Below are 22,997 nucleotides of genomic sequence, written 5' to 3'. Positions count from 1 at the left end.
TCGTAGCGTGAGGCTCATGAACGAACAGACCACCACCATCAGCCCCTTCACCCTCCACGTCCCCGATGAGTCCCTGACCGCGCTCGCCGACCGGCTCGCGCAGACCCGCTGGCCGTTGGAGGACGCCGGCACTGGCTGGGACCACGGCGTCCCGGTCGACTACGCCAAGTCGCTCGTGCAGTACTGGGCCACCGAGTTCGACTGGCGAGCGCAGGAGCGGCGCATCAACGCCGTCCCGCAGTTCACCACCCCGATCGACGGGCACGACGTGCATTTCTTCCACGTTCGATCCGACCACGGCGGGGCCACGCCGCTGCTCCTGCTCCACGGGTGGCCCGGTGCGCCCACCGAGTTCCTCCCGATGATCGACGCCCTAGTCGACCCCGCCTCGCACAGCGGCACGTCCGAGGATGCGTTCGACGTGGTCATCGCGACCATTCCCGGCTTCGGGATCTCCGGTCCCGCGGTCGGCTGGAACACCGAGCGGGCCGCCGCAGCCATGGCCGCCTTGATGGCCCGGCTGGGCTATGAGCGCTACGCCGTCCACGGGTACGACACCGGCGCGCTCATCGGACGCGCGATGGGCCTGATCGACCGAGAGCACCTGCTCGGCCTGCACCTGACCGACGTGCTCGGCGGCGAGGAGCTCACGCCCGAGACCGCGGACTTCAGCGACCCCCGCGAGGCGCGCGCCGTCGAGCGCTCGATGCGCTACCAGTACGAGCTCGGCGGTTATGCCATGGTCCAGGCCACGCGACCGCAGTCCCTCGGGCTGGCGCTCACCGACTCACCGGTCGGCCTGCTGACCTGGCTCGTCGAGCGGTTCAAGGACTGGTCGGCCGCCGAGGACTCACCAGAGGAGGTCTTCACGAGGGACGACATGCTCACCACCGTCAGCATCTACTGGCACTTCGCCACCATCTGGTCGTCGATGCGGTACTACAAGGAGGGGGCGACGGGCTGGGGCGTCGAACCCGAGAAGTCCGAGACCCCGCTCGCGATCGTCGCCATGCCGCACGACCTCGGCTCCGCGGTGCCCCGCACCGTCGAGGGTGCGAACAACCTCGTGCGCTGGGAGGAGCTGGCCACCGGCGGCCACTTCGCCGGCTGGGAGCAGCCCGACCTGATGGTGCAGGACATCCGTGCGGCGGTCCAGGTGCTGAACGCCGGTTAGCGGGGCGTGTCGAACCAGACGTCGACCGGCTCGGCGTCGACCGCGTCGCGCCAGCTCTCGACGTCGAAGCGGAACTCGGCGATCGCGCAGGTCGGCATGTGCTCGATGGCGCTGTCCGAAAGCGTGTACGCGAGGTCGCTGAGCCCGGGGTCGTGGGCGACGAGCATCACCGTGCCGATCGCGTCGTCGAGCTCGCCCGCGATGTCGAGGATCGTCTCGGGCGAAGCCCCGTACAGGCGCTCGTCGAGCTCGACGTGCTCGTGCATGAGCCCCATCGCACGCGCCATGAGCTGGGCGGTGCTGCGTGCTCGCACGGCGGTGCTCGACCGGATGACGTCGGGAACGGTGCCGCGCTCGGCGAGACGGTGGCCCATCAGCGGCGCGTTGCGCAGCCCTCGTTCGTTGAGTGGGCGCTCATGGTCGTCGAGGCCGGGCTCGTCCCAACTCGACTTCGCGTGACGCACGAGTACGAGCGTCTTCATGGTGCCGAGTCTGCCACCGCTCGCGCCGTCGCGCGAGGGTCGGTGCGCCGGTCAGCCCCGCGCGAGCATTCCCGCGGCGAACTCGAGCACGCACAGTGCCGCGAGCCGAACGGTGCGTCCGTCGGCGGCATCGGCGGTCGCGTCGATCTCGACGAGGTCGGCGCTGCGCACCCGCGCATCGGATGCCGCGGCGCGTACGAGTGCCCGCAACTCCCACGCCGCCAGCCCGCCCGGCACCGAGGCCGGGCATCCGGGCGCGACCGACCGGTCGCACGCGTCGACGTCGACGTCGAGGTGCACGGGTCCGCCGGCCGATCCGGCGATCTCGAGGGCCTCCGCCATGACCTCGGGGAGGTCGCGCCCATGGAGTTCGTCGCGATGGACCACCGTGATGCCGAGGTCGGCGGCGCGCTGCGCATAGGCCGCCGAGTTCGCGAAGTCGGCGATGCCGATCTGCACGATGCGGCGCGGGTCGAGCCCCGCTTCGACGAGGCGGCGCACGGGCGACCCGTTGCTCACGCCGTCGCGCAGGTCGTAGTGCGCGTCGATCGTCACGAGTCCGGCGGTCGCGAGGTCGTCGCCCCAGGCGCCGAGTGCCGTCGCGACGGTCACGGAGTTGTCGCCGCCGAGCGCCAGGAGGGCCGACGCTCGGTCGAGCGCGGACGACACGGCGGCGATCGTGCGAGCCTCGCCCTCGGCCGAGTCGGGGTCGACGATGTCACCCGCGTCGGCGAAGCGCAGTGCGGCGAGATCGCGCGGGCCGGATGCCGCGGCGCCGACGCCGCGGTCGACGGCCGGGCGCCGGTCGGGCATCAGCGCTGGGCTGTACCGCCTCAGCGCATCCCGGATCGCCGCGGGCGTCTCGTGCGCATTCGTCGGCGAGAGCGAGGTGCGCGACGCCGGCACCCCGAGCAGTGCGAGGTCCACGGCAGCGCCGGGGTCGAGCTCGTGGAGCGCGGGCCAGCCGCCCGCGCGGGGCCAGAGGGGATCGTGCGAGAGCGTCGACATGCCTCGAAGCTAGCAATGCGGGATGCCTCGCGCCGAAGCATCCGTCACCGAACGCGTCTGCGATCCCGGACGCTGCCGGGGATCCGCGAGGTCGCGGTGTCGACGGTTCAGCCGAGGAGCGCGGCGAGCAGCGCTCGTTCCCGCGCCGCATCCAACCCGGCGCCGCGCTCGCGGTCGAGCCCCTGGGCTCGCTCCCATTCGAGGGTCTCGGCGAGCAGTTCGTCGATCGGACGCAGGCTCAGTCCGGCGGCGACGGCCGCCGCGTTGGAGCGGTCGAGGAACGCGCTCCATTCGGGATCGATGATCCAGAGCGGCAGCGAGTCGGGCCCCGACCACTCGGCGACGCCCTGCCCGGCCAGCCACGAGGGCGCAGCTGCGATGACCTCTCCGCGATGGCCCGCGATCGTGCGCGAGCGTGCGAGCCAGTCGCCGAACGTGGTTCGATCGCCGACCGCGTTGAAGGCGCCGGTGCGCCGCTGCTCGATGCTGTCCAGCGTGAAGCGAACGAGATCGTCGATGTGGATGGCCTGCACGGCGGCGTCGAGGATGTCGGGCACCAGGATGGGCTGGTCGTCGCGAGCGGCGCGGGCGACCCAATACCCACTGCGCCCCGACGCGTCGCCGGGCCCGGCGATGAGCCCCGGCCGGATCACGAGCAGGCGATCGCCGAGCGCCTCGCGATACGCGAGCTCGATCGCCGACTTCGCCTCGCCGTAGGTGTCGGGCGTGGACTCGTCGGCTTCGAGTGGTGCCATGAGCTCGGCCGACTCGTCTGCGCCGGGTTCGTCGTGCGCCGCGTAGACGTTGCCCGAAGAGATGAAGGTCCAGTGTGCGGCGTGCGGGCCGAGGTCGACCGCGGCTCGTCGGGCGAACCCCGGCTGGCGGGTCACGTCGATGACGGCATCCCATTCGTGGCGTGCGACCTCGTCGTAGGCTCCCGGCTGCGAGCGGTCGGCGCGCACGAGCACCGCGCCGTCGGCGATCGCGCCGGCCTCACCGCGCGCGAGGCAGGTCACACGGTGCCCGCGGGCGCTCGCCTCCTTCGCGAGTTCGCGTCCGAGCCATTGCGTGCCACCGAGGATCAGCAAGTCCATCCCGCCATCACAGCACGATCGGATGCTGCGGTCGCGGGTGTTCTCGCAGCGCGAACCGACGGGAATACCCCTCAGGGGTATATGGTTCAAATGGACGAGACGGAGGACGATCGATGGATATGACCCGCGACACCCACGATACGCATGCCGGACACGGCGCGCACGACCCGCACGCCGGGCATGACGCGCACGCCGAGCACGCCGGCCACGCCGGCCCCGACCAGCACGCCGAGCATGACACTCACACGGCGGCCGACCACGACACCCACGCGGCACACGCCGAGCACGACACCCACGCGGCGCACGTCGAGCACGACACCCACGCGGCACACGCCGAGCACGACACCCACGCGGCGCACGGCGACCACGCCGGTCACGACGCGCATGCGGGGCACGGCGGCCACGGCGACCACGTCGGCCAGTTCCGCCGCCTGTTCTGGATCATGCTCGTCATCGCGGTGCCCACGATCGTGTTCAGCTCGATGTTCGCCGACATCATCGGCTACTCCCTGCCCGACAACCCGCTGATCCCGTGGATCTCCCCCGTGCTCGGCACGGTCCTGTACTTCTGGGGCGGCCGCCCGTTCCTCACCGGCGCCTGGTCGGAGCTCAAGGCGCGCAAGCCCGGCATGATGCTCCTCATCGGCCTCGCCATCACCGTCGCCTACTTCGCATCGCTCGGCGCGACGCTCGGCCTGCTCGACCACCAGCTCGACTTCTGGTGGGAGCTCGCGCTCCTGATCGTGATCATGCTCCTCGGCCACTGGATCGAGATGCGCTCGATCGCGGCGACCTCGTCGGCGCTCGACGCGCTCGCGGCACTCCTGCCCGATGAGGCCGAGCGGGTGACGGATGCCGCGGACGGGACATCCGTCATCGAAGCGGTCGCCCCCTCGGCGCTGCAGGTCGGCGATCTCGTGATCGTGCGTCCCGGCGGACGAGTTCCGGCCGACGGCGAGGTCGTCGACGGAACCGCTGCCGTCGACGAGTCCATGATCACGGGCGAGTCCGTCGCGGTGAGCCGCGGCCCCGGCGACCGGGTCGTCGCGGGCACCGTGGCGACCGACACCGCCCTGCGGGTGCGCGTCGCGGCGGTCGGCGACGACACGGCGCTCGCGGGCATCCAGCGACTCGTGGCGCAGGCCCAGGCCTCGAGCTCGCGCGCGCAACGCCTCGCCGACCGCGCCGCGGGCTGGCTGTTCTGGTTCGCGCTCGGGGTGGGCCTGATCACGGCCGTCGTGTGGACCCTCCTCGGCAGCCCCGACGACGCCGTCATCCGCACGATCACCGTGCTCGTCATCGCCTGCCCCCACGCCCTCGGCCTCGCGATCCCGCTCGTCGTGTCGATCGCGACCGAGCGTGCGGCGCGCGGCGGCGTGCTCATCACCGACCGCCTCGCCCTCGAGACGATGCGCACGGTCGGCGCGGTGCTCTTCGACAAGACCGGCACGCTCACGAAGGGCGAGCCCGCGGTGACGAACGCCGCGGTCGCCCCGGGGCACGCGCTCAGCGTCGACGAGCTGTTCGTGCTCGCGGCATCTGCCGAGGGCGATTCCGAGCACCCGCTCGCCAAGGCGATCGTCGCCGAGGCCGCTCGCCGCGGCGTCGCGCAGCGACCCGCGCAGGACTTCGAGGCGTCGGCCGCGATCGGCGTGCGGGCGCGCGTCGACGGGCGGACCGTGCAGGTCGGCGGGCCGGGCATGCTCGAGCTCGAGGGGCGACCCCCGCTCGAGGCATCCGCCGCCTGGGCGCAGGCCGGGGCGACCGTGCTGCACGTGCTCATCGACGGCGAGGTCGCGGGCGCCATCGCGCTCGCCGACGAGGTGCGCCCCGAGTCGAAGCAGGCCGTCGACGCGCTGCGCTCGCTCGGCGTGCAGGTCGTCATGATCACGGGCGACGCCGAACCCGTCGCGCGAACGGTCGCGGCGCAGCTCGGCATCGACCGGGTCTTCGCCGGGGTTCGCCCCGAAGACAAGGCCGCGAAGGTGCAGGAGTTGCAGGCCGAGGGCCTCTCGGTCGCGATGGTCGGCGACGGGGTGAACGACGCGCCGGCGCTCGCGCAGGCCGATGTCGGCATCGCCATCGGCGCCGGCACGGATGTCGCGATCGCGTCGGCCGGGGTCATCCTCGCGTCATCCGACCCGCGTTCGGTGCTCTCGGTCATCGAGCTGTCGCGCGCGAGCTACCGCAAGATGAAGCAGAACCTGTGGTGGGCCGCGGGCTACAACCTCATCTCGGTGCCGCTCGCCGCGGGCGTGCTCGCGCCGATCGGGTTCGTCCTGCCGATGTCCGTCGGCGCGATCCTGATGTCGCTCTCGACGATCATCGTCGCCGCGAACGCGCAACTGCTGCGTCGCCTCGACCTGCGGCCCGAGGCGTCGACGCGCGCGGTGCTCGCGCGGGCGCGCTGAGCCCTACCGCGGGACATCCACTCGGTTCTTGTTCACAGCTCAGGAGAATGGGCGCGATGCCGCGCTCACCGCGCGGACGGCGCCCATTCTCCTGAGTTGCGGATCACCGTCGCACTTCGTTCGCGCAACGCAGGACCACAGCCGCGCCACCTCGCGCATGCGACGTCCCGACCCGCTCATCCTGCGTTGCGGTCCACGACTGCCGCACTCCGCACCGTGACGGCGGTCGTGCACCATGCCAGCATGGGTCGAAAGAATTTCTCGACCGATGTCGATCGGGCCCTTCGCCGTTCGACGTCGAAGTGAGGCGGGCACTCGCGCCCGCTCCCGGACAAGGAGAGAACGACCATGAAGTACATGCTGATCATGCGGGCCAACGACGAGGGCTACGCGGCGTACGACGAGCTCGACTTCACCGAGATCATCGCCGCGATGGGCGCCTACAACGAGTCGCTCATGAAGGCGGGCGTGCTGCTCGCCGGCGAAGGACTCACCGATGCTGCCGAAGGTTTCGTCGTCGACTTCGACTCGACACCACCCGTGGTCACCGACGGACCCTACGCCGAGGCGAAGGAGCTGTTCAACGGCTTCTGGATCATCCAGGTCTCGAGCAAGGAGGAGGCCGCGGAATGGGCCAAGCGCTGCCCCCTCGGCCCCGGCACGCGCCTCGAGGTGCGTCGCGTCACCGAGCTCGAGGACTTCCCCCAGGACAACGAGTGGATCCAGAAGGAGGCGGGCTGGCGCGAAGAGCTCGAGGGCAAGGCCGCCGGCACGAACAGCTGACCCTCCCCACCTGTCCAACAACCGTTCCGGGGGTGCAATCGTGACAGAAACACCGTCGAAGGTGGGTGCGGATGACGCGAATGCACCCCCCGAACGCGCTGGGAGGGACGACGCCGCCGAGCGCGCCCGGCGCACGATCGCCGCGGTGTGGCGCATCGAGTCGGCACGCATCGTCGCGACCCTCACGCGCTTCGTGGGCGATGTCGGCCAGGCCGAGGACCTCGCGCAGGAGGCCCTCGTCGAGGCGCTCAAGCAGTGGCCCGACGAGGGCGTCCCGCGCAACCCCGGAGCCTGGCTCACCGCGGTTGCGAAGCGCCGCGCCATCGACGGGTGGCGCCGGCGCGAGCGGCTCGACGAACGGTATGCGGCGATGGCCCGCGACCTCGAGCAACAGGGCGGCGAGGCATCCGACACGTTCTGGGACCCCGACACGATCGACGACGACATCCTGCGACTGATCTTCGTCTCGTGCCACCCGGTGCTCTCGCGCGAGGCGCAGATCGCGCTCACGCTGCGCATCGTGGGCGGCCTCTCGAGCGACGAGATCGCGCGGGCGTTCCTCGTGCCGACCGCGACGATCCAGCAGCGCATCGTGCGTGCGAAGAAGACCCTCGCCGCCGCGAAGGTGCCGTTCGAGGTGCCCGAGCCGAACGAATACGCCGAGCGGCTCGGTTCGGTGCTGAGCGTGCTCTACCTGATCTTCAACGAGGGATACCTACCCGCCTCGGGCGAGCAGTGGGTGCGACCGGATGTCTCGGCCGAGGCCCTGCGGCTCGCCCGCGTGGTGGCGGGGCTCATGCCCAAGGAGCCCGAGGCGCAGTCGCTCGTGGCGCTCATGGAGTTCACCGCGTCGCGCTTCGCGGCGCGCACGGCGCGTGACGGAACGCCGATCCCGCTCGACGAGCAGGACCGCTCCCGTTGGGACCGCGCGCAGATCGCCCGCGGCTCGGCCGCACTCGCTCGGGCCGATCGCATCGGGCGGGGCCGGGCGTCGTACGGGCTGCAGGCGGCGATCGCCGAGTGCCATGCGGTCGCGCCCACCGCCGACGAGACCGACTGGGCCCGCATCGCACTGCTCTACGAGGCGCTCGGGCGCCTCGCGCCGTCACCCGTGGTCGAGCTCAATCGGGCGGTCGCGGTGGCGATGTCGACGGGGCCGGCCTCGGCGCTGCGCATCGTCGACGAGCTCGCGGTCGGAGGCAGGCTCGCCGGGTACGCCCCACTGCCCGCCGTGCGCGGCGAACTGCTCGCACGGCTCGGGCGCACCGACGAGGCCCGCGCCGAGCTCGAGCTCGCGGCGCGCCTCACGGGAAACGAGCGCGAGCGCGCCGCGCTGCTCGCCAAGGCCGCGGCGCTGAAGTCGTCGGTCGAGTAGGCGCGAAGCGCCGTATCGAGACCACGCACAGGTCTCGATACGCTTCGCTACTCGACCGGCGTCGCGGCGGCGGCGACCTTCGCCTCGCGCTTGGCTCGCCGCCGCTCGCGCCCGCCCTCGACGAGGTCGTACAGCACCGGGAGCACGACCAGCGTGAGCGCGGTCGACGAGACGAGTCCGCCGATCACGACGAGCGCGAGCGGCTGCGAGATGAACCCGCCGGTGCCGGTGATGCCGAGCGCCATGGGCAGCAGCGCGAAGATCGTCGCGAGCGCGGTCATCAGGATCGGCCGCAGACGTCGGGATGACCCGTGCACGAGCGCGTCGCGCACGTTCATGCCCCGGTCGCGGTACTGGTTCACGAGGTCGACGAGCACGATCGCGTTCGTCACCACGATGCCGACGAGCATGAGCACGCCCACGAGCGACGCGACGCCGAGCGGAATCCCCGTGATGACCTGCAGTACGATCGCACCCGTCGCCGCGAACGGCACCGACACGAGCAGCAGCAGCGGCTGCAGCAGTGAACGGAACGTCGCCACCATGACGATGTACACGATGAGGATCGCCGCGAGCAGCGCGATGCCGAGTTGCGAGAACGACTCGGTCTGGTCGGCGGTGACGCCGCCGAGCGAGGCGGTGGTGCCGGCGGGCAGGTCGACCGTGGCGACGGACGACGACACCTCGGCGCTGGCGGTGCCGAGGTCGTCGCCCGCCGGGGTGGCCGACACGGTCGCGCTGCGCAGCCCCTGGGCGGTCGTGACCGAGGCGGGCCCGTCGACCTCGGCGACCGTCGCGAGCGTGTCGAGCCGCACGACCCCGGTCGGCGTCGGCACCTCGAGAGCCGAGAGCGTTGCGATCGTGGTCGGCGGGTTCTCGGAGGCCAGGTAGATCGTCAGGGTCTTCTCGTCGATCACGACCGAACCGGCCGTCTGGGGCTGCATCGCCGCCGACACGATGCCGCCGAGTGCGACCTCGGAGTAGCCTGCGGCCGCGGCATCCGCCCGGTTCACCTCGACGGCGATGTAGGGACGCGACTCCGAGAGGTTCGACGTCACCTGCGTGACCGAGTCGACCCCGCCGAGCTCGTCGACGACCGCGTCGGTCGCGGTCTGCAGGTCTTCGGCGTTCGAGGCGGTGATGTCGACCTCGATGTCGTTCGACGCGCCGAACCCGCTCGCCGCCGTGAGGGTGACCTCGCCGACGTCGTCGAGCTCGTCGACGGACTCGCGTACCGATGCCTGCAGCGCCTCCTGGTCGGCGTCTTCGTCGGTGGTGACCGAGTAGGTGATGGTCGCCCCGCCGCCGCCGAATGCCGCCGCGAGCGGGCTCGAGCCGGTGCCGATCGACGTCTGCACGATCTCGACGCCCTCGGTGCCGCGGATGGCGTCTTCGACGGGTTCGGATGCCGCATCCATGGCGTCGAGGCTCGTGCCGACGGGAAGCACCTGCGAGACCTGGAACGTGTTCTGCCCCGACGATCCCAGGAAGTTCGTCTTCATGAGCGGCGTGAGTGCGACGGTGCCGGCGAGGATGAGCACCGCCACGATGATCGTCACGACACCGTGCTTCAGCGTCCACTCGATGATCGGCAGGTAGCCGCGCTGCAGGCGCGACGGGTGTTCGAGTTCGTCGACGGTGCCGGCCCGGGCGGGTCGATCGGATGCCCCGCCCGCATGCGGCCCGTCGGCCGTCGCGGTCGCGACAGCGGGCACCGGCGCATCGGCGGGTGCGGCAACCGTCGCATCCGCAGCTGCAGGGCGCGCGGATGCCGCGTCCACGGCGCCGGGACGACCGAGGCCGGTCTCGCCGTCGGGTCCGCGAAGTTCGGGCGCGAGCCACACGTCGTCGACGAACGCGGCCGCCGCGAGCTCGGCCTCGTCTTCGTGCTTGTGCAGTTTGGCCGGCTTGAGGAACCAGTACGCGAGCACGGGCACGATCGTGAGCGACACGAGCAGCGAGGCGACGAGCGCGATCGTCACCGTGAACGCGAAGGGACGGAACAGCTCGCCCGTGACGCCCTCGACCAGCGCGAGCGGAAGGAAGACGGCGACGGTGGTGATCGTCGACGCCGTGATCGCTCCGGCGACCTCGCGTACCGCGTGCACGATGGTGGCGGCCTTGTCGACGCCCTCGACGAGGTGACGCTTGATGTTCTCGATGACGACGATGGAGTCGTCGACGACGCGGCCGATGGCGATCGTGAGCGCGCCGAGCGTGAGGATGTTCAGGGTGTAGTCGGCCGCCTGAAGTCCGATGAACGCGATCAGCACCGACGTCGGGATCGAGATCGCCGTGACGAGCGTCGCCCGCACCGACAGCAGGAACACGAGGATGACGAGCACGGCGAACAGCAGGCCGAGCAGGCCCTCGGTCGCGAGCGATTCGATGGACTGCTCGATGTAGGGCGCCTGGTCGAACACGACGGTGAACGACGCACCGGGGTTGGTGGTGTCGAGCGACGCCTCGAGGTCGGGCAGTAGCGCCGTGACGGCGTTCGACACCTCGACGGTGTTCGCGGCGGGCAGCTTGGTCACCGAGATCGTGAGCGCGGGTTCCCCGTCCACGCGCGAGATGCTCGTCACGGGGTTGTCGGCGAGTTCGACCGTCGCCACGTCGGAGATCGTCGCCGCCACCGGGACGGTGACGGTGGCCGGCACGTCGACGGCACCCTCGACGCCGGGGAATCCGCTGCCGGCATCGGGAACCACTTCGACGCCCTCGCCACCCTCGGCTGCGTCCGGCGCCGGCTGCTGCTCGGTCGCCCCGATCACCGGCAGTTCGGCGATCTCGTCGACGCTGCCGAGCCGCGTGCCCGTCTGCACCGCGAACGTCGAGTCGCCCTCGGTGATCGATCCGGCGGGGACGAGCAGTCCGTTCTGCGCGAGTGCGTCGCGGATGGCCTGCTGGGTGATGCCGAACGCCGCGAGCTGCGCGGGGTCGGGCGTGATCGTGACGCGCTGGCCGATCTCGCCGATGAGCGTCGCGTCGCGGACGCCGTCGACATCGGTGATCTCGGCGAGAGTCGTGCGCTCGATCTCGTCGGAGAGGGAGCTGATGTCGTCGACCCCGGTGACCGCGACCTGCAGCACGGGGAAGTCGTCGAGACTCAGCGCGATGACCTGCGGGTCGACGTCTTCGGGCAGTTGGCCCGCGATGCGGTTCACCGACGAGAGCAGCTTCTGCTCGGCGAATGCGAGGTCGGTGCCGTACGTGAAGCTCGCGGTGACCCGTGAGAGGCCCGTCGAGCTCGTGGTCGACGTCGACTCGAGCCCGGTGATGCCCTGGATCGCGGTCTCGATCGGCGTCGAGACGTCGGTGTTCACGATGTCGGGCGAGGCCCCCGGGTAGCTCGTCACGATCGACAGCTGGGGGAACGCGATCGACGGCGCGAGCTCCTGCTTCAGGCTCGTCAGGGAGATGCCGCCGAAGATCGCGACGACGACCGTGATCAGCGCGATGAGCGCGCGGTTCTTCATGCTGAGCGCGGCGAGCAGGTGCATTGGTCGATTCTCGCAGTCGCGACCACCGCGAATGTCACCGGTTGGAGAATTTCGGGGGTTCTCCCCCGCTGGGAGCGAGATTGTTCATCGATCGGTCACACGACACCCCCGTTCGGGGTAGCCCCGACACCGTCGGAGTCGGTATGTTGCTGATCAACGCGTGAGGTGGGGGCGATGACCAGAGCGGATGCCGCGTGGCGGGGCCGATGGCTTCGCGTTGCGCTGCTCGCCCTCGCCTTCTCGGCCTTCTGGCTCGCGATCAGCCTGTTCTCGAGCACGTCGAGCGCCTCGGCAGACGAGGCGAAGCCGGGCTCCCTCCTCGGCGCCGTCGGCTCGGTGGTCGGCGGGGTCACCCAGACGACGAACTCGCTCGGCGACACGCTCGGCGACGTCGTCGAGACGGTGGTCGAGCCGGTCGACACGGTCGTCGAGCCCGTGCTCGAGCCGGTCACCGCCGTCGTCGAACCGGTCGTCGAGGTCGTGCCCGCACCGGTCGGCGACCTCGTCGAGGCCGTCGTGCCCAGCGCCGTGGGCGACCTCACGACCCCCGTCGTCGACACGGTCGACCACGTCGTGGGCTCGCTGCCGATCGTGGGCGGCATCGTCGGCGACGACACCGTCGGCAGCATCGTCTCGCCCATCACCGGCGTCGTCGACGACACCCTCGGAACGATCATCGGATCGTCGCCGATCGACCTCCCCGGCGGCGAATCCGGTACGACTCCCGAGGTGCCTGGGACGTCGCCCGTGCCCGCGCCCGGCGCTTCTGCAGACCCCGGTGAACCCAGGACGCCCGCTGCGATCACCGCACCCGGCGTCGTTTCCGGCACCGGCGCGGCCGCCGCGACCGCGGCCGACCTCCCCGGTGCACCCAGCTCCGGCTTCATCGGTACCGCCGCGGGCACCGCTGCACCAGCGCACCCCGCGGGGCCGCCCGGCGACGGGCCGCCCGTGCTCGCACCGCCCGGCAGCGGTTCGGCCAGCGCGGGGGCCGGTGCATCCGGGACCGGCTCCGGCGGAGCATCCGCCAGTTCCGACGCGGCGTTCGCCGCCCTCGAACTCGACGCGCTCGCGTCGCTCGTGCTGCACTCGGTCGACGACGCGCTGCCGTCGTCGCCGGTCTACGACACCGACTCCACCCCTGACTGACGGGGGCCGTTCCGCCTGCACGCAGGCGGAAGACGGTCATCGCTCCCTGCCCGGGAGCGACATTTCCCATCAGTCAGGAGGACTGGATCATGAAGAAGTTGGCCTTGAGGGCGCTCTACGCGACCCTCTTCGCCGGGGGGCTCACGCTCCTCGGAGCCGGCGTCGCGCACGCGTCCGAAGCGGGCGGCGACGACGGCATCCTCTCGGGAACGCAGGCCGCGATCTCGATCGAACTCCCGGTGACGGTGAGCGGCAACGCCATCAGCGTCATCGGAGACTCGTCGAGCGAGGACGCGACGACCGAGGTCGAGTCGGGCGACTCCGGCGCTGCCGAAGGCGGCACCGCGACCACCTCGGGCGAGGACTCGATCCTCGGCGGCACGCAGGGACTCGTGGATCTCGACGTCCCGGTGACGGTCGGCGGCAACGCCATCAGCGTCATCGGGGACTCGTCGAGCGAGGACGCGACCACCGAGGTCGAGTCGGGCGACTCCGGCGCTGCCGAAGGCGGCACCGCGACCACGTCGGGCGAGGACTCGATCCTCGGCGGCACCCAGGCGAGCGGGCTCGACCTGCCGATCACGATCGGCGGCAACGCGATCTCGGTGATCGGCGACAGCGAGTCGTCGGATGCGACGACGGTCGTGGTGCCGGGAACCGGGGGCGGTTCCGCAACGACGGACGGATCGGACGGGCTGCTCGGAGGAACACAGCTCATTCCGGGCCTGTCCGTGCCCATCACGATCGGCGGCAACGCGATCTCGGTGATCGGCGACAGTGAGACCGAGGGGTCGACGACCATCGTCGGTCCGACCGATCCGACGGACCCGACCGATCCCACGGACCCGACCGATCCGACGGACCCGACCGATCCCACGGATCCGACGGACCCCACGGACCCGACCGATCCGACCGATCCCACGGACCCGACCGATCCGACCGACCCGACGAACCCCGGTGACCCGGGCGACGACGGGAACGACGACGGCACCACCGTCGCCTCGGGCGGCTTCACCGTGATCGACTCGGCATCGACGCTCGCCTCCACGGGAGCGGACCTCACGGGCCTCTGGCTCGCGATCGGCGCACTGCTCGGCGGGCTCGCCCTCATGGGCTTCCGCCGCATCGCCGCGCGCCGGTAGTCGGGCGCACCCGGCGCCGCCCTACCGGCGCCGGGTCGCCGACCCCGGCCAAACCCCATGGCTTCCGCGCCGCCGATTCGGGCCGGCCGCGCGGATCGCCGCGCCATCAGGGGAACGTGCAGCCACCGATCGCCCTTCGGGTGGGCGTTCGGAAGAGGGCGCACGGCCCGGCGCGGCAATGAACGGGGTGGTGGGCGTCGCTCGACGTCCGCCACCCCGGTCCCTCCGCGGGTAGGGTTCGGCCATGGCCTCCCTCCTGAACGTCCGGGCCGCGCGGGTCGCGGACGCCGCCGCGATGGCGCGCGTGAATGTGCAATCGTGGCAGGAGGCGTATCGCGGGCTGATGCGCGACGAGGTCCTCGACGATCCAGAGCTTCGGGGCAACCGCGAACGGTTCTGGACCGCCGTCCTCACCGACGAGCGCTACCGCGCGAATCGCGTCGCGGTGGCCGAGCGCGACGGCGAGGTGATCGGCATCGCGATGGCGGCGAGTCCACAGGATTCCGATGCGCCGTGGTCGGTGCAGCTCTACGTGCTGTATGTCGTGGAGGTCGAGCATGGGTCGGGCGCGGGCGCCGCCCTGCTCGATGCCGTTCTCGGCTGGCAGGAGTCGGCATTGCTGTGGGTCGCGGATCCGAATCCGCGAGCGCAGGCCTTCTACCGCAAGCACGGGTTCGTCGCCGACGGAACCGTGAGCGTGGAGGAGGGCGTGCGTGTGATCCGAATGGTGCGCAGCCGCCTCGCCCCGATCGGGCTCGGTCTGGCCGCGCTCGGGCGCCCCGCCTACATCACGACCGGCCGGGGGCTCGACTTCGGCGATGACCGCACGGTCGCAAGGATGCGGGAGCACGCGCACGACATGCTCGACGCGGCCTGGGCACGCGGCATCCGTTTCATCGATGCGGCGCGCTCGTACGGTCTCGCTGAAGAATTCCTCGGGTCGTGGCTCGCCGAGCACCCCGAGCGCCGCGCCGAGCTCACGATCGAGTCGAAGTGGGGTTACGAATACGTCGGCGGATGGCGCATGGACGCCGCGGTGCACGAGCGCAAGGAGCACTCGACAGCCATGTTCGAGCGGCAGTGGCCCGAGACGCTCACCGCGCTCGCCGGCGCACCCGACCTGTACCTGATCCACTCGCTCACGCCCGACAGCCCGGCACTCGGCGACACGGCCCTGCTCGACCGCCTGCGCGAGCTCGCGGCATCCGGCGTGCGTGTCGGCATCTCGACGAGCGGGCCGCGGCAGGGCGCCGCGCTCGATGCGGCGCGCCAGCTGCCCGACTCGCCGTTCAGTGCGGTGCAGGCGACGTGGAACCTGCTCGAGCCGTCGGCCGAGCAGGCGCTCGCACGGGCGCACGATGCCGGATGGTTCACCGTGGTCAAGGAGGCTGTCGCCAACGGCCGGCTGAGCCCCGCGGGCGCGCCCGGCGAGCCGGGCGCGGCCGCACTCGCGGCAGCCGACGGGCAGTCGCTCGACGCGTTGGCGATCGGTGCCGCCCGGGCGCGACCGTGGTGCGACATCGTGCTGTCGGGCGCGGCCACCGCCGGCCAGCTCGACTCCAACCTCACGTCGCGAGCCCCGTCGACGAATGCCGCGGCGCTCGCCGCACTCGCCGAGGACCCGGCCGCCTACTGGGCGGCGCGCGGTGCACGCGACTGGACCTGATTCCCGCAGAACGCCCCGCACATGCGGTGATGCGCCGCCGTATCAGACCACCGACGTGAGCAGGCTCTGCTCGGGCACCGGCGTGCGCGAGAGCGAACGCCACGCTCGCGCGAGTGCCTGCACCGCGGCATCCGTCGTCTCGGCCGGATAGCAGAACGGCAACCGCAGGAACCGCTCGAACGCGCCGTCGATGCCGAAGCGCGGTCCCGCCGCGATGATGAGGCCCTGTGCTCTGGCGGCGAGCGCGAGCTGCGAGCTCACGGGTGCGCCGAGGCCGACCCACGTCACGATGCCGCCGTCGACATGCGGCACGTGCCAGTCGGGGAACGCCTCGGCGAGCAGCCCTTCCAACCGGGCACGGCCGGTTCGCAACTGCTCGCGGCGCAGGTCGAGGATGTCGTCCATGCGCTCGAGCAGGCGCGCCACGATGAGCTGCTCGATGATGGGCGTGCCCAGATCGCCCGGCGACCGCACCGCGAGCAGGCGGCGGATGAGCGGCCGGTCGGCACGGATCCACCCCACACGCAGGCCGCCCCACACCGTCTTGCCGACCGAGCCGACCATGACGGCGTCGCCGTACGCGGCGAGGGGCAGGTACGACGTGCCGCGATCGATGTCGAGCTCGGCGATGGTCTCGTCGGCGATGACGACAGTGCCCTGGCGTGCGGCGGCGTCGAGCACGCGCTCGCGCGTGGCGACGCTCATCGAACGGCCGGTGGGGTTCTGGAAGTCGGGCATGAGATAGGCGGCGACCGGGTTCGAATGGCGGATGGCCCGGGTCATGGCCTCGACCTCGTCGCCGAGGTCGTGGGGGTCGGTGCCGAAGGGTTCGGTGTCGAACGTGTCGCTGACGAAGCGCCCGTCGTCGAGGCGGTCGGTCTGGGGGCTCGCTGCGCCCGCCGGCGTCACCGACACCTGAACGAGCCGCGCGCCCGCCGCGCGCAGGGCCTCGTACGCGTGCGGGTAGGTCGGCGCCTCGATGAGGGCGCGGTCGCCTCGCCCCACGAGCGCCCGTGAAAGCAGGGCGATCGCGTGCTGGGCGCCGATGGTCACCATGATCTGCTCGGGCGTGGTCGGCAGTCCGCGCGCGGTGTACCGGTCGGCGATGGCGGCGCGCAGTGCGGGGGTGCCGATGGGGTCGAACCCCGAGTCGGCGAGCTGCGCCGGCAGGTCGTCGAGCGCGGCACGTGCGACGTCGTGCAGCCACGGCAGCGCGGGCGGCGCGGCCTTCGAGAAGTCGATGTACTCGGCGTCGGGCGGCGCCGGCAGGGTCGCGGGGATGCCCGGCAGCCGCGCGACGCTGCCCGAGCCGCGCACGCTCAGCACGAGGCCGTGCTCGCGCAGCTCGCGGTACGCCGCCGTCACGGTCGTTCGGCTGAGGCCGAGCCGCTCCGCGAGGTCGCGCTCGGCGGGCAGCCGGGTGTCGACCGGGATGCGCCCGTCGAGGATGAGCAGGCGCACGCGCTCGGCGAGCGCCTGGTAGGCGCTGCTGCCGCCGCGCCACTCGCCGAGCAGGGTGTCGAGGGCACGGGCACTGAGAGTGGACTCCGCCATGCGAGCCACTTTATCGCAATTGGCTTCTTGTCATAAGGCCAATCATGGAATTGGATTGCAGAATGCCACGCCTGACCCTTCCTCGCTCCACCGATTCCGCACCCGTGCTCGCGCGCCGCTTCGTGCAGCTGTTCGCCGGGCTCTTCCTCTACGGCATCGGCATCGCCCTCATCGTGCGCGGCGAGCTCGGGGTCGCCCCGTGGGACGTGCTCACCCAGGGCATCTCCAAGCAGACCGGCCTCGGCTTCGGCCTCATCACCGTGCTCACGAGCGGCGTCGTGCTGCTGCTCTGGATCCCCCTGCGCCAGCGCCTCGGCTTCGGCACCGTCATGAACGCGCTGCTCGTCGGCCCTTCCGCCGACGTCGGACTCTGGCTGATCCCGTCGGGACTCGACCTCTGGGCTCGCATCGGCCTCCTCGCCGCGGGCATCCTCGTGCTCGGCGCGGCCACCGGCCTCTACATCGGTGCGCACTTCGGCCCGGGCCCGCGCGACGGGCTCATGACGGGCCTGCACCGCGTCACCGGCTGGAAGATCTGGATCGTGCGCACCGGCATCGAGGTCATCGTGCTCGGCGCCGGCTGGCTGCTCGGCGGCAACGTCGGCATCGGCACGGTCGCGTTCGCGTTGCTCATCGGCCCGATCTGCGGGTACGCGATCCCCCTGTTCGCGATCAGGCGCAACGAGCGCAGCACGCGAGCGGATGTCCCGGCCCGGGCACCGCGCGCCGTTCCCACGCCCCGCGCGACCCCGGTCGTCGAGTAGCAGCACCGGTCGAGTAGCCACCGCCGGTCGAGTAGCGAGCGCCAGCGAGCGTATCGAGACCCCGAGGTCTCGATACGGCCCTGGCGGGCCTTCTCGACCGACGCGGCACTACAGGTTGCGGTCGGCGTAGGCCGTCATCGCGTCGCGCACGAACTCCGCGCCGGCCCGGCCGCCGTAGTTGGCGCCGAAGCGCTCATCGGCCACGTACATCTCGGCGAGGCCGACGAAGTACTCCTTCGTCGGGCCCTGCCCGCCACCGCCGGGAGTGCCCGGAATGCCGCGCAGCCACTCGAAGTGCCGCTGCGCGAGTGCCTGCGCCTCGTCGCCCGTCGGGTCGATGCCGCGGTCGTGCGCCGCGATCCAGTCCCGGCCGAGGTCTGACGCGCGTTCCTGCCAGGCGGCCTTCTGCTCTGCGCTCATCGAGCGCCACCACGCGTCGCTCTTCGCGTACGCGTCCTTGCCCCAGCGCTGCTCGACCTCCTCCTTGTACCGGGTGTGGTCGAACCCGTCGAACACGTTCTCTGCCATGAGTCGTTCACCTCCTTCCAATGCCGTGATGGTGTGCTCGACCGACGCGATCTGCCGCGCCAGTCGTTCTTGTTCCTGCCTGAGCCACTCGAGGTGGCTGCGCAGGGCGTGCGGGGCGCTCTCCTCGCGATCGAGCACCTCGCCGATCGCGGGGAGTCCCAGCCCGAGCTCGCGCAGCAGCATGACGCGCTGCAGGCGCACGAGTGCCGGCTCGTCGTAGTACCGGTAGCCGTTCGACCCGATGCGCGCGGGCGCGAGCAGCCCGATGTCGTCGTAGTGACGAAGCGTGCGGCTCGTGGTTCCCGCGAGCCTCGCGATCTCCTGGATCGACCAGTCCACGACGTCCTCCTCTCGTGACCTTCGGGCCGCTCTCGACCCCACGCATGCCACGCTAAAGCTTGACGCAGCGTCAATGTCAAGCGCCGCGGCATCCGCCCGCCCTTTTGTACTCCCGCCCCAGCGCTTGCCCAATTCGCGAGTCGAAGGACCGTCGTCGCGGCGCGCCGTCGCCTGCTCAGCGTGTCGCACGAACCCTCCTTCGACTGAGCACTTGCGCCCGCCGCCAACGCGATATATCGTGTTATTCAGGTCAACGCGATATATCGCGAACGAAGGAGAGAACACGACATGTCCATCGAGAAGTGGGTCATCGCACCGGGCGAGTCCCGGGTCATCGACCTCGAGCTCGTGCGCAAGCTCAAGGTCAGCCTCATCGGCGGCAAGGTCGATGTCATCGCGCACGACGAGCCGGGGGCGCGCATCGAGATCACGGGCGTCACCGGCAAAGACCTGAAGGTCGAGATCGACGGAGACGTGCTCGACATCGACCACCCGCAACTGCGGTGGGACAACTTCATCGAGGTCTTCAAGGGCTGGGCGGGCAGCGCCAAGGCGCAGGTGTCGATCCTCGCGCCGCGCCATGTCGTCATGAAGCTCGGCATGGTCTCGGGCGACACGCTCGTCTCGGGCTTCGCGACCGATGCGAAGCTCAGCACCGTCTCGGGCGACCTCGTGCTCGACACCCACGAGGGCGACGTCGAGCTCTCGAGCGTCTCGGGCGAGATGTCCGCGGGCAACCACGTCGGCCGCATCACCGCGCACTCGGTCTCGGGCGACATCGTCGCCACCGGCGACGTGCGCTCGTTCAACGCCGACACCGTCTCGGGCGACATGGTGCTCGACGCCTACGGCACTCCCGACCGGGTCGACACCAACACCGTCTCGGGCGACCTCACGGTGCGCTTCGACACGGGGTCGGGCGCCCGCTACCGCATCAACACGGTCAGCGGCACGGTGCTGCTCGACGACACGACCATCAAGGGCATGCTCGGCAAGGGCTTCGAGCGCGTCACGGGCGAACTCGCCGGCCGCTGGCTCGACCTCGGCGCGAACAGCGTCTCGGGTTCCATCTCGGTCATGCGCCGCGAGCCGACCGAGCGAGCGGATGCCGCGGGCCGCGCCCACGACGACAGCACGGCAGCAGCGGGGCCGACCGGCGCCGAGGCATCCGCATGACCCCGCCGGTCTTCGCCCACGGGAGCCTGCGCCTCTACCTGCTGGCGCTGCTCGACGAACAGCCGCGCCACGGCTACGAACTCATCCAGGCGCTCAGCGACCGGTTCGGCGGAACGTACAGCCCGAGCGCGGGAACGATCTACCCCCGCCTGTCGAAGCTCGAAGAGGAGGGGCTCGTCTCGAAGACGACCGACGGCCGCAAGACCGTCTACGAGATCACCGAGGCGGGCCGAGCAGAACTCGACGCCCGCCGGCACGAGCTCGACGCGATCGAAGACGAGGTCACCGATTCGGTGCGACGACTCGCCGACGGCGTGCGAGCCGAGGTGAACGACGCGATGCGGTCATTGCGGGCGGAGCTCGCGAGCGCCGCGCGCGAGGCGAAACGTTCGTCGCAGTCGACCTCGGCGAAGTTCGCCGACACGACGGGCAGCGGCGGCGCGGGCGGGACGATCAACCTGCACGCCGAGTCGAATCGTGCGGTGCACGAGGCCGACCTCGTGCTCAACGAGTTCCGTCAGCAGTTGCGCACCGACCTGCGCACGCAGGCGCACCGCGGGCGCGTCTCGACCGAGTCGGTGACGCTGCTGAGGGTGCGACTGGCGCAGGTGCGCGCCGACGTGCTCGCGACGCTCGTCGACCGCTGAGCTGACCCGATCTGCGGGTTGAGGAGCGCCCGACGCTCGAAACCCAGGCCTGCGAGCATTCGGGTTTCGAGACTCGCCTGCGGCGCTCCTCAACCCACATCCCGATCGCGTGTCGGCGGCGAGTGCTTCGATGGGGGCATGACAGACGTGCAACTGGTGCCGTGGGCTGACGACGACCTCGCCACCCTGCAGCGCGGCAACACGCCCGAGATGATGACGCACCTCGGCGGGCCCGAGTCCGACGAGGCGCTCGCGGCGCGTCACGAGCGCTACCTGCGGTACTGGCGCGAGGGCACCGCACGCATGTTCCGCATCGTCATCGAAGGCCATCCCGAGGGGGTCGGCTCCATCGGCTACTGGCAGCGCGAGATCCCCGGCGAAGAGCACGCCCTCGAGTGCGGGTTCTCGGTCGAGTCTGCCTATCAGGGGCGTGGCATCGCCACCCAGGCGCTCCTCGGGCTCATCGCCGACGCACGGGCTCGCGGTGAGACCGGGCGCCTCTGGGCCTACCCCCGGGTCGACAACGTCGGGTCGAACGCGATCTGCGAGAAGGCCGGCTTCCGGCTCGACGGGCAAGAGGAGTTCGAGTATCCGCCGGGCAATTGGCAGACCTCGAACAACTGGGTCTACGACCTCGCCGAGGCGCCGCGGGCGTAACCTCTGGGCGCCGCGGGTACTTCTGGGCGCCGCGGGCGTAGCCTCTGGGGGTGCGCTCGTATCTCGCCGTCGCCCTGGGCGGCCTCGTCGGCACCGGCCTGCGGCTCGCCTGCGACCTCGCGTTCCCGCGCGCCGACGACGCGTTCCCCGTCGAGACCCTCATCGTGAACCTCGGCGGCGCGTTCGCGCTCGGGTGGCTCGTCGGCGGCCTCTGGACCCGGCCGACGACGCCGAGATGGCTGAAGGCCGGCATCGGCCCGGGGGTGCTCGGATCCTTCACGACCCTCTCGGCCGTGACGGCGGCGCTCGTCGTGCTGGGTCGCGAGGGCGAGTGGCTGACAGCGTTCGCGTACCTGCTCGCGTCGATCATCGGTGGTCTCGCGGCCGCGGCGGCCGGGCTGCGCATCGGCTCGCTCATCGCGCACCGCCCCATGCCGACCGACGTCACCGACGCGGGCGAGACGCTGTGACCGGCGTGCTCTCACCCCTCGTCGCCGCCGCCGTGCTCGTCGCCGGCGCCATGGGCGCGGTCATGCGGTACGCGCTCTCGCGCGCGCTGCCGGTGCGACCGGGGCACCTACCGGGCGGCATCCTCATCGTGAACGTCGTCGGCTCGGCGTTCGCCGGCGCACTCATCGGCCTCGCCGAGCGAGCCGCACTCGACGGCGACCTGAGGCTCGTGCTCGTCACCGGCTTCTGCGGGGGGCTCACGACGTTCAGCACGTGGAGCGTCGAGACCATCGAGCTCGTCGACGGCGACCGTTGGCGCGCCGCCGTGTTCAACGTCGTCTTGACGTTCGTGCTCGGCATCGCGGCCGCGGCCGGCGGCTACCTACTGGTCGGCTGAGCCGCCCGGGCCACCCGAGCCCGCACCGGGACCCGAGCCGGCGCCGGGGCCGGCGCTCTTGCGGCGGGCGGCGACGATGAGCGCCGCGGCGAGCGCGAGGATGCCGAGCGCGCCGACGACGAATCCGGCGATGGTCCAGCCGTCGGGGCCGGTCGCGGCGGCGTCTTCGGCATGCTCGGATCCGCCGGCGCTCTCGCTGTCGGCGGGGGCCTCATCGTGCGGCGCCTCTTCGGTCCAGGTACCGGTCGCATCGGCGCCGACACCGAAGTCGATGGTGCCCTCGATCGGGTGGCCGTCGGAGGAGACGACGCGCCAGCGCACCTGGTACTCGCCGCTGAGGTCGGCGGGCAGCCCCGAGGTGACCTCGGATCCGGACACCGCCGGTGCGCCGACCTCGACCTCATCGCCGTGGTGGTCGACGACGACGACCGCCGTTCCCGCCTCGAGCACATCCCCCGAGAACGTGAGGGTCACCTCGGCCGGGGCGGCGTCGAACACCTCGCCGGGCTCGGGGCTCGACGCGATGAGCTCGTCGTGCGCGAAGGCGGGTGAGCCGCCCGCGAGGGTGAGGCAGAGCGCGACGGCGAGCGCCGCGGCAGCGAGCACCACCGCACGCATGCGAGTTGCGGGACTGGTGCGGGTCGCGGCGCGTGCGACGGCGGTGGGTGACGTGGGCATGCGGGAGGCCTCCTGGGGCG

The 22,997-nt window shown here is 71.4% G+C and carries 20 protein-coding genes; 13 read left to right on the top strand and 7 right to left on the bottom strand.

The window, feature by feature from the left end:
• Positions 1–16: 16 nt before the first annotated feature.
• Positions 17–1,174: an epoxide hydrolase family protein gene (locus LQ757_RS03230; RefSeq protein ID WP_231045757.1), complete on the top strand. Its 1,158-nt coding sequence runs from the start codon at positions 17–19 to the stop codon at positions 1,172–1,174.
• Here LQ757_RS03230 and LQ757_RS03225 read toward each other — a convergent pair.
• The 3 genes from LQ757_RS03225 to LQ757_RS03215 all read right to left on the bottom strand — a co-directional run bounded on the left by LQ757_RS03225 (position 1,171) and on the right by LQ757_RS03215 (position 3,758).
• A complete protein-coding gene (locus LQ757_RS03225; RefSeq protein ID WP_231045756.1) occupies positions 1,171–1,656 on the bottom strand; it encodes a SixA phosphatase family protein in 486 nt (161 codons plus the stop codon). The two genes, LQ757_RS03230 and LQ757_RS03225, sit on opposite strands and share 4 nt — an antisense overlap.
• A 51-nt stretch (positions 1,657–1,707) precedes the next feature.
• Positions 1,708–2,664 (bottom strand): arginase family protein, encoded by a 957-nt coding sequence (locus LQ757_RS03220; RefSeq protein ID WP_231045755.1) that lies wholly within the window; start codon positions 2,662–2,664, stop codon positions 1,708–1,710.
• Positions 2,665–2,771: 107 nt separating this feature from the next.
• Entirely contained in the window at positions 2,772–3,758 is a 987-nt protein-coding gene (locus LQ757_RS03215) for an NAD-dependent epimerase/dehydratase family protein (RefSeq protein WP_231045754.1), read from the bottom strand.
• A gap of 119 nt (positions 3,759–3,877) precedes the next feature.
• Here LQ757_RS03215 and LQ757_RS03210 point away from each other — a divergent pair, with 119 nt between their 5' ends.
• The 3 genes from LQ757_RS03210 to LQ757_RS03200 all read left to right on the top strand — a co-directional run bounded on the left by LQ757_RS03210 (position 3,878) and on the right by LQ757_RS03200 (position 8,327).
• Entirely contained in the window at positions 3,878–6,169 is a 2,292-nt protein-coding gene (locus tag LQ757_RS03210; protein WP_231045753.1) for a heavy metal translocating P-type ATPase, read from the top strand.
• Positions 6,170–6,517: 348 nt separating this feature from the next.
• On the top strand, positions 6,518–6,952 hold the full coding sequence (locus LQ757_RS03205) for a YciI family protein (protein WP_231045752.1): 435 nt from the start codon (positions 6,518–6,520) through the stop codon (positions 6,950–6,952).
• A 136-nt stretch (positions 6,953–7,088) separates the two neighbouring features.
• A complete protein-coding gene (locus LQ757_RS03200) occupies positions 7,089–8,327 on the top strand; it encodes an RNA polymerase sigma factor (RefSeq protein ID WP_231046304.1) in 1,239 nt (412 codons plus the stop codon).
• A gap of 47 nt (positions 8,328–8,374) precedes the next feature.
• Here LQ757_RS03200 and LQ757_RS03195 read toward each other — a convergent pair whose 3' ends face one another.
• Positions 8,375–11,830: an efflux RND transporter permease subunit gene (locus LQ757_RS03195; protein WP_231045751.1), complete on the bottom strand. Its 3,456-nt coding sequence runs from the start codon at positions 11,828–11,830 to the stop codon at positions 8,375–8,377.
• Between the two features lie 174 nt (positions 11,831–12,004).
• Here LQ757_RS03195 and LQ757_RS03190 point away from each other — a divergent pair, with 174 nt between their 5' ends.
• The 3 genes from LQ757_RS03190 to LQ757_RS03180 all read left to right on the top strand — a co-directional run bounded on the left by LQ757_RS03190 (position 12,005) and on the right by LQ757_RS03180 (position 15,787).
• On the top strand, positions 12,005–12,979 hold the full coding sequence (locus LQ757_RS03190) for a hypothetical protein (protein ID WP_231045750.1): 975 nt from the start codon (positions 12,005–12,007) through the stop codon (positions 12,977–12,979).
• 89 nt (positions 12,980–13,068) lie between these two features.
• Positions 13,069–14,121 (top strand): chaplin family protein, encoded by a 1,053-nt coding sequence (locus LQ757_RS03185; RefSeq protein ID WP_231045749.1) that lies wholly within the window; start codon positions 13,069–13,071, stop codon positions 14,119–14,121.
• Between the two features lie 244 nt (positions 14,122–14,365).
• Entirely contained in the window at positions 14,366–15,787 is a 1,422-nt protein-coding gene (locus tag LQ757_RS03180; protein WP_231045748.1) for an aldo/keto reductase, read from the top strand.
• Positions 15,788–15,829: 42 nt separating this feature from the next.
• Here LQ757_RS03180 and yczR read toward each other — a convergent pair whose 3' ends face one another.
• On the bottom strand, positions 15,830–17,341 hold the full coding sequence (gene yczR, locus LQ757_RS03175; RefSeq protein ID WP_231045747.1) for a MocR-like transcription factor YczR: 1,512 nt from the start codon (positions 17,339–17,341) through the stop codon (positions 15,830–15,832).
• A gap of 62 nt (positions 17,342–17,403) precedes the next feature.
• On the opposite strand from yczR, the gene yczE reads away from it, so the two are divergent.
• Complete coding sequence (gene yczE / locus LQ757_RS03170) at positions 17,404–18,105, top strand: membrane protein YczE (RefSeq protein WP_231045746.1); 702 nt, start codon at positions 17,404–17,406, stop codon at positions 18,103–18,105.
• 108 nt (positions 18,106–18,213) lie between these two features.
• Here yczE and LQ757_RS03165 read toward each other — a convergent pair whose 3' ends face one another.
• On the bottom strand, positions 18,214–18,972 hold the full coding sequence (locus LQ757_RS03165; protein WP_231045745.1) for a MerR family transcriptional regulator: 759 nt from the start codon (positions 18,970–18,972) through the stop codon (positions 18,214–18,216).
• Between the two features lie 288 nt (positions 18,973–19,260).
• On the opposite strand from LQ757_RS03165, the gene LQ757_RS03160 reads away from it, so the two are divergent.
• The 5 genes from LQ757_RS03160 (at position 19,261) to crcB (ending at position 22,299) form a co-directional block, all read left to right on the top strand.
• The gene (locus LQ757_RS03160; protein ID WP_231045744.1) at positions 19,261–20,148 is read left to right on the top strand and encodes a DUF4097 family beta strand repeat-containing protein; all 888 of its coding nucleotides are present in this window, start codon (positions 19,261–19,263) and stop codon (positions 20,146–20,148) included.
• Entirely contained in the window at positions 20,145–20,795 is a 651-nt protein-coding gene (locus LQ757_RS03155) for a PadR family transcriptional regulator (protein WP_231045743.1), read from the top strand. Before LQ757_RS03160 ends, LQ757_RS03155 begins: the two co-directional genes overlap by 4 nt.
• Before the next feature lie 138 nt (positions 20,796–20,933).
• Positions 20,934–21,452 carry a GNAT family N-acetyltransferase gene (locus LQ757_RS03150; RefSeq protein WP_231045742.1) on the top strand — a complete coding sequence of 173 codons (519 nt, stop codon included), beginning with the start codon at positions 20,934–20,936 and terminating at the stop codon, positions 21,450–21,452.
• A gap of 50 nt (positions 21,453–21,502) precedes the next feature.
• Complete coding sequence (locus LQ757_RS03145; protein ID WP_231045741.1) at positions 21,503–21,922, top strand: fluoride efflux transporter FluC; 420 nt, start codon at positions 21,503–21,505, stop codon at positions 21,920–21,922.
• Between the two features lie 5 nt (positions 21,923–21,927).
• Positions 21,928–22,299, top strand: coding sequence for a fluoride efflux transporter CrcB (crcB, locus tag LQ757_RS03140; protein WP_231045740.1), 372 nt, complete (start codon positions 21,928–21,930; stop codon positions 22,297–22,299).
• Here the strand turns inward: crcB and LQ757_RS03135 are convergent.
• Positions 22,285–22,977 carry a copper resistance CopC family protein gene (locus tag LQ757_RS03135; protein ID WP_231045739.1) on the bottom strand — a complete coding sequence of 231 codons (693 nt, stop codon included), beginning with the start codon at positions 22,975–22,977 and terminating at the stop codon, positions 22,285–22,287. The genes crcB and LQ757_RS03135 overlap by 15 nt on opposite strands.
• Between the last annotated feature and the right edge of the window lie 20 nt (positions 22,978–22,997).

Source organism: Agromyces cavernae, assembly GCF_021044935.1.
Classification (GTDB): Bacteria; Actinomycetota; Actinomycetes; order Actinomycetales; family Microbacteriaceae; genus Agromyces; species Agromyces cavernae.
The sequence above is the reverse complement of the archived record's forward strand: the minus strand, read 5'-3'. Positions and strand labels throughout refer to the sequence as shown.

Excerpts from the sequence above, each read along its gene's own strand:
- LQ757_RS03230 (WP_231045757.1), top strand. The coding sequence starts at position 17 with ATGAACGAACAGACCACCACCATCAGCCCCTTCACCCTCCACGTCCCC.
- LQ757_RS03225 (WP_231045756.1), bottom strand. The coding sequence starts at position 1,656 with ATGAAGACGCTCGTACTCGTGCGTCACGCGAAGTCGAGTTGGGACGAG.
- LQ757_RS03220 (WP_231045755.1), bottom strand. The coding sequence starts at position 2,664 with ATGTCGACGCTCTCGCACGATCCCCTCTGGCCCCGCGCGGGCGGCTGG.
- LQ757_RS03215 (WP_231045754.1), bottom strand. The coding sequence starts at position 3,758 with ATGGACTTGCTGATCCTCGGTGGCACGCAATGGCTCGGACGCGAACTC.
- LQ757_RS03210 (WP_231045753.1), top strand. The coding sequence starts at position 3,878 with ATGACCCGCGACACCCACGATACGCATGCCGGACACGGCGCGCACGAC.
- LQ757_RS03205 (WP_231045752.1), top strand. The coding sequence starts at position 6,518 with ATGAAGTACATGCTGATCATGCGGGCCAACGACGAGGGCTACGCGGCG.
- LQ757_RS03195 (WP_231045751.1), bottom strand. The coding sequence starts at position 11,830 with ATGCACCTGCTCGCCGCGCTCAGCATGAAGAACCGCGCGCTCATCGCG.
- LQ757_RS03190 (WP_231045750.1), top strand. The coding sequence starts at position 12,005 with ATGACCAGAGCGGATGCCGCGTGGCGGGGCCGATGGCTTCGCGTTGCG.
- LQ757_RS03185 (WP_231045749.1), top strand. The coding sequence starts at position 13,069 with ATGAAGAAGTTGGCCTTGAGGGCGCTCTACGCGACCCTCTTCGCCGGG.
- LQ757_RS03180 (WP_231045748.1), top strand. The coding sequence starts at position 14,366 with ATGGCCTCCCTCCTGAACGTCCGGGCCGCGCGGGTCGCGGACGCCGCC.
- yczR (WP_231045747.1), bottom strand. The coding sequence starts at position 17,341 with ATGGCGGAGTCCACTCTCAGTGCCCGTGCCCTCGACACCCTGCTCGGC.
- yczE (WP_231045746.1), top strand. The coding sequence starts at position 17,404 with ATGCCACGCCTGACCCTTCCTCGCTCCACCGATTCCGCACCCGTGCTC.
- LQ757_RS03160 (WP_231045744.1), top strand. The coding sequence starts at position 19,261 with ATGTCCATCGAGAAGTGGGTCATCGCACCGGGCGAGTCCCGGGTCATC.
- LQ757_RS03155 (WP_231045743.1), top strand. The coding sequence starts at position 20,145 with ATGACCCCGCCGGTCTTCGCCCACGGGAGCCTGCGCCTCTACCTGCTG.
- LQ757_RS03150 (WP_231045742.1), top strand. The coding sequence starts at position 20,934 with ATGACAGACGTGCAACTGGTGCCGTGGGCTGACGACGACCTCGCCACC.
- LQ757_RS03135 (WP_231045739.1), bottom strand. The coding sequence starts at position 22,977 with ATGCCCACGTCACCCACCGCCGTCGCACGCGCCGCGACCCGCACCAGT.